This window comes from Subsaximicrobium wynnwilliamsii (assembly GCF_007997225.1).
Taxonomy (GTDB): Bacteria; Bacteroidota; Bacteroidia; order Flavobacteriales; family Flavobacteriaceae; genus Psychroserpens; species Psychroserpens wynnwilliamsii.
On record NZ_VORM01000063.1, the window covers coordinates 1 to 4628 of the forward strand.

The window sequence follows — 4628 nt, forward strand, 5'->3', positions numbered from 1 at the left end:
TTCAATGAAGTCTCTTCGAAAACCAAGTTTTTCCAGATCAAGCTGTTCTACAAATTGGTCAATGGCTCTCACACTGTTAAATTGGTCAATGGAATCTTCCAGGGAAACGGGGAAGAGGCAGGTCTGTCTTCTGTCTTTGCCAGATATGTATTTCATACTATTAAGATACAAAAAAGCTAAAAAATGACCTTGGGTCTTTCTTGAAAAGTATGAACAAGTTATTAGACAGTCTGACGTCTCAGTGTATGGCTTGTTGCGGTTTAAATAAGCTATTAATTTCGATATAGCAAGAGCAAGTACAGCGGTTTTATCCTTATAAAATATCTGGTTGATAAACCTGATAACAAAAATTATAAAACTAAACTGCTGTACTTGCGGTACTTTTGCAAATAAAAACTGTACTACGTGTTAGCCTTTAACCGCAATGAGCTATACACTTTGTTAGGCACAGTGCTTTGTTTTTTTAATTTCCACCAACAGGTGTCAGTACACCTCCACCATTTCCATTGCCTCCTGAAACATTGAACATTCTGTATTTCCATTCGCCATTTCCGCAGTCACAAACAGCTCTAACCCCAATGTTCAATTGTCCACTGTTGTTTGGTCTAACGTCTTTATATGCAGTATCAGGATAATTCCTAATGGCACTGTAAGGTATTTGCCATTCAAAAGTTACATTCAAAGGGTCGTTTGCTGGATAAAGCAAAGGAATGTAATTTGCTTTTAATTTGGTCCACTGACCAACAGCTAAATCATAACTGCCTATTTTCTGAATGGTTAAACCATCGTTGCTTGGCACACCAACCCAAACACCTTTTTCAATCACAAAACTACTATTTGGCAAGTTTGCAGTAATCAAGCCTGCATATTGGTCGTTAAATGGATTATTTGTAACTGTTATACTAGTCGCATTTTGGGAAACAATAGTTAGATTTGGCGATACTGACCAGTTAACAGAAGTTACGCAAGGATGGTTAAAACCACTAATATTATAAGTGTAATATTGTGAACCACAAATTGAAGAGTTTCCTGTTAAATTCGCATTATCGAAATGGTAGGAAACTATACCAATTTCAATATCTTTTCTTACAACAATACCATTAATATTAGCTTCAATCCAGCCAGTTGTATTATTAACATTAATTGCAGAAACGTTAACTGAAGAATTCGTTGAGTTATTAATCTGAAAATTAGATGAAACTGTCCAGTTTACAATATCATTCGCAGTTAAATCATTTATTGAATAAGAGTAATTATTTGAATCACAAATTATGTCTGAACCAGTAATACTTCTGTCTTTTGGATAAAGTTGTGTTATTCCTAAAATATCATCAGTACCTAAGAACCTTTGCGAACCACTATAAAAAGCATTCATTATCGCTCCCGGAACATTTGAGTGTCTAAGACCTAATGAATGACCTAGTTCGTGAAGCGCTACTGTAACTAAATCAATTGGTTGACTGGAAGTAGTTTGAATAGCAGTACTCCATGTTTCATCATCACCAAAAATCCATATCGCCTGCAAGAGAACCACTATTTGGTGGTGGAAAAAATGCATGAGCTAATACACCACCAGTAGTATCAAAATTGCTGCCATCGCCATGATTTCCTGTTGCCCATCTAATAACAATATCAGCGTTAGAAGCATTATTGACTTCTGTAAATGTTATTTCTGATGAGGTTTCCCAAATTGCCATAGCTTGTTCAACCGCAATATGTTCGTCATTATTAGTAATGTCAGTAGTTCCATTTTCAAAGAAGTATGTTAGGTTTGTATGGTCCCAATTTCTTCCATCTAAAGTAAAGTTATTTGGGTCATCTATTGCACCATTGTCATATAATATTTGTGCAGAAATACTATTTGTAAGTATAAATGCTAGTAGTAAAAATATAATTTTTTTCATATTAAAAGTTTAGTTTTTGAATTTGTTCAATTTTTGTAAAATAAAAGTTTTCGCCACCAACTGATGGATTAAAATTTTCGTTAGAATTAAAAAAGTATAGTTCGCCCGTAAATTTCACTGCATCATCGATTGAAATTCCTTCAGGTTGAATGCAAAGTACACTGTAGGTAACTTCATCAATAGTAGGGAAGTTAGGGTAAAACCTTAGTGCATATTTATTTTTTGAATCTAAATAAATTAGTTCAGCTGTTATATTTTCAATATTTTCATTTAATACTCTTTCTTTTTCGCAAAATGAATTACCATCATTGCTATCGTCGTCGCTCCTGCATGAATTAATGAATAAAAAAGTTAAAAATAATATACCAATAATTTTCATATTTTTCATAATTGAATTTGTTTGATTAATATTCTATTAAATTATTAAAATTTGTTTAGGTGGACTATTTATTCTCAATAATTTTTGTTTTCTGTGTTTCATTTTTACCGTTATTTTTGTGAGCATTGTGCCTAACGGTCTCGGCTATGAGTAGTTGAGTGGTTTAGTACCCAACTTTGCAAGTACACACCAAGTTGGAAATTCCGCAGGAATTTCCCAAGTAGGCGAGAACAAGCAATTACTTATAGCCTTTGTTAGGCACAGTGCTTTGTTTTTTTAATTTCCACCAACAGGTGTCAGTACACCTCCACCATTTCCATTGCCTCCTGAAACATTGAACATTCTGTATTTCCATTCGCCATTTCCGCAGTCACAAACAGCTCTAACCCCAATGTTCAATTGTCCACTGTTGTTTGGTCTAACGTCTTTATATGCAGTATCAGGATAATTCCTAATGGCACTGTAAGGTATTTGCCATTCAAAAGTTACATTCAAAGGGTCGTTTGCTGGATAAAGCAAAGGAATGTAATTTGCTTTTAATTTGGTCCACTGACCAACAGCTAAATCATAACTGCCTATTTTCTGAATGGTTAAACCATCGTTGCTTGGCACACCAACCCAAACACCTTTTTCAATCACAAAACTACTATTAGGCAAGTTTGCAGTAATTAAGCCTGCATATTGGTCGTTAAATGGATTATTGGTAACCGTTACACTATTCGCATTTTGGGAAACAATAGTTAGATTTGGTGAAACTGTCCAATTAATTGAGGTTACACAAGGATGGCTAAAGCCACTAATATTATAAGTGTAATATTGCGAACCACATATAGAAGTTGCACCAGTTAGAGAAGCATTGTTTAAGTTATCAGGCAATATACCTACTTCAATGTCTTTTGTAGCAGTTACAAAACCACATCGTTGATTACCATATATAACGTTGAGTGTAACAATCCCAAAATTATTTGGATTTAGTTGGTTTAGCGTAATTTCATTACCATTTGTGTTAAAAGACACTAAATTATCTGGGTCTATGACAGTCCAATTAACAGTAGTCGCTAAATCTGTAACAGAATAAATACCTGTGGTACACAGAACATCATCGCCTGTAATTTCTGTATTTGTACAAAAAGGTGTGCAATTAAACAAATCAATATTTGCATCAGCATCCAATTCTTCGGCTAACCAATCTCCATTTCTTCTATTGAATGATATATGTTCTGCATTCAAATTATTGTTTTGGTTGGATGATGTAGCAAAGTTAACAAATGGAATTGACCTGTCTCCTGTTGGTGGGTTTGCGGACGTGTATTGTCTAAAATAATCATTATCATCTAAGTTAGTATTGCCACTGCCAACATCGAGTGCGCTTGTTACTGGAATAAAATCGAAATTCAGATTAATGTTAATATTATAGTCGTAATTGTAAAACCAATTATCTTCATCATCACTTTCAGCTATTGCTAAACCGTTCGGTGTAACACCTCCAGGGTAATTATCAATAAACTTATCTCCACTTTCTGAGTTCTTAGATTTATTGAATATGGTTCTTGTTATAGGAATTAACCAAAGAAATCTTTTTTCGTAAGTTAAGCGTCCTTTATAAATACGAGCAGTACCAGAAGAAGGAAATGCATTAGCTCTAAACTCTAAATCTAAATTACTATTGCCAGGTAAAAAGCCTAATAGAGTTGCAGAAGTATCATTTAAAGCAATGCCTATTAATGGGTCAAAATTAATGAAAAGTAACTCAATAATACTAGTTAAAACAGATGTACCACCTTCTCCGGTAACAGTAACCAATTCTTCATTAGAAGCTAAACCTTGACCACTTGCACAATGACTCGCATTACTTAATGCTATATTACGTGTTTGTTGAGGATAACCCATTGTTTGCAGTTCACTTTGCCATGTATTGTGAGCTGTATTTGTTCTGTTACCATTAGTATCTACATTGTTAATAAGTATTTGGTTAACCGCAGGTGCATCTAATAAATCGTCTATAGTAGCTAAACCATAACTACCTGCTCCATTAATTGGAATGCTAATATTACCTAAAGGCGTTTGTATAAATTCATTAACAACATGTCTTCCCATATGTAAAATACCTAATGGCAGGTGTGCGCCTTGATGTGGTGCATCATGGCTGATATATAAATTAGTATCGTGGTCTAAATTAGAGTCGTTTTCCATATCCTTTAATGCATAACGTGCAATTTGGAGTGTCTACATTTGCTGTGACGAATTTATCTAGTCCGAAAACTATAACTTTGTATTATGAGAAGAAATTTCGACAATGAATTTAAAACAACTGTGGTAGAATTGCTGCAGGCAGGTAAAAGTGT

The 4628-nt window shown here is 34.2% G+C and carries 4 protein-coding genes; all 4 read right to left on the reverse strand.

Translation table 11 applies throughout. The annotated features are described in order from the left end of the window. Positions 1-463 precede the first annotated feature (463 nt). Positions 464-1525 carry a matrixin family metalloprotease gene (locus tag ESY88_RS20345; protein ID WP_189702682.1) on the reverse strand — a complete coding sequence of 354 codons (1062 nt, stop codon included), beginning with the start codon at positions 1523-1525 and terminating at the stop codon, positions 464-466. Next, entirely contained in the window at positions 1500-1904 is a 405-nt protein-coding gene (locus tag ESY88_RS21775) for a matrixin family metalloprotease (RefSeq protein ID WP_147088522.1), read from the reverse strand. Before ESY88_RS21775 ends, ESY88_RS20345 begins: the two co-directional genes overlap by 26 nt. A gap of 1 nt (position 1905) precedes the next feature. Further along, a complete protein-coding gene (locus tag ESY88_RS20355) occupies positions 1906-2292 on the reverse strand; it encodes a hypothetical protein (protein ID WP_147088523.1) in 387 nt (128 codons plus the stop codon). Positions 2293-2559: 267 nt separating this feature from the next. Continuing rightward, positions 2560-4476 (reverse strand): hypothetical protein, encoded by a 1917-nt coding sequence (locus ESY88_RS20360; RefSeq protein ID WP_147088524.1) that lies wholly within the window; start codon positions 4474-4476, stop codon positions 2560-2562. Positions 4477-4628 lie beyond the last annotated feature (152 nt).

Bases quoted from the DNA above. Each gene is read 5' to 3' on its own strand.
- ESY88_RS21775 (WP_147088522.1), bottom strand. From the start codon at position 1,904: ATGAAAAAAATTATATTTTTACTACTAGCATTTATACTTACAAATAGT.
- ESY88_RS20355 (WP_147088523.1), bottom strand. From the start codon at position 2,292: ATGAAAAATATGAAAATTATTGGTATATTATTTTTAACTTTTTTATTC.
- ESY88_RS20360 (WP_147088524.1), bottom strand. From the start codon at position 4,476: ATGGAAAACGACTCTAATTTAGACCACGATACTAATTTATATATCAGC.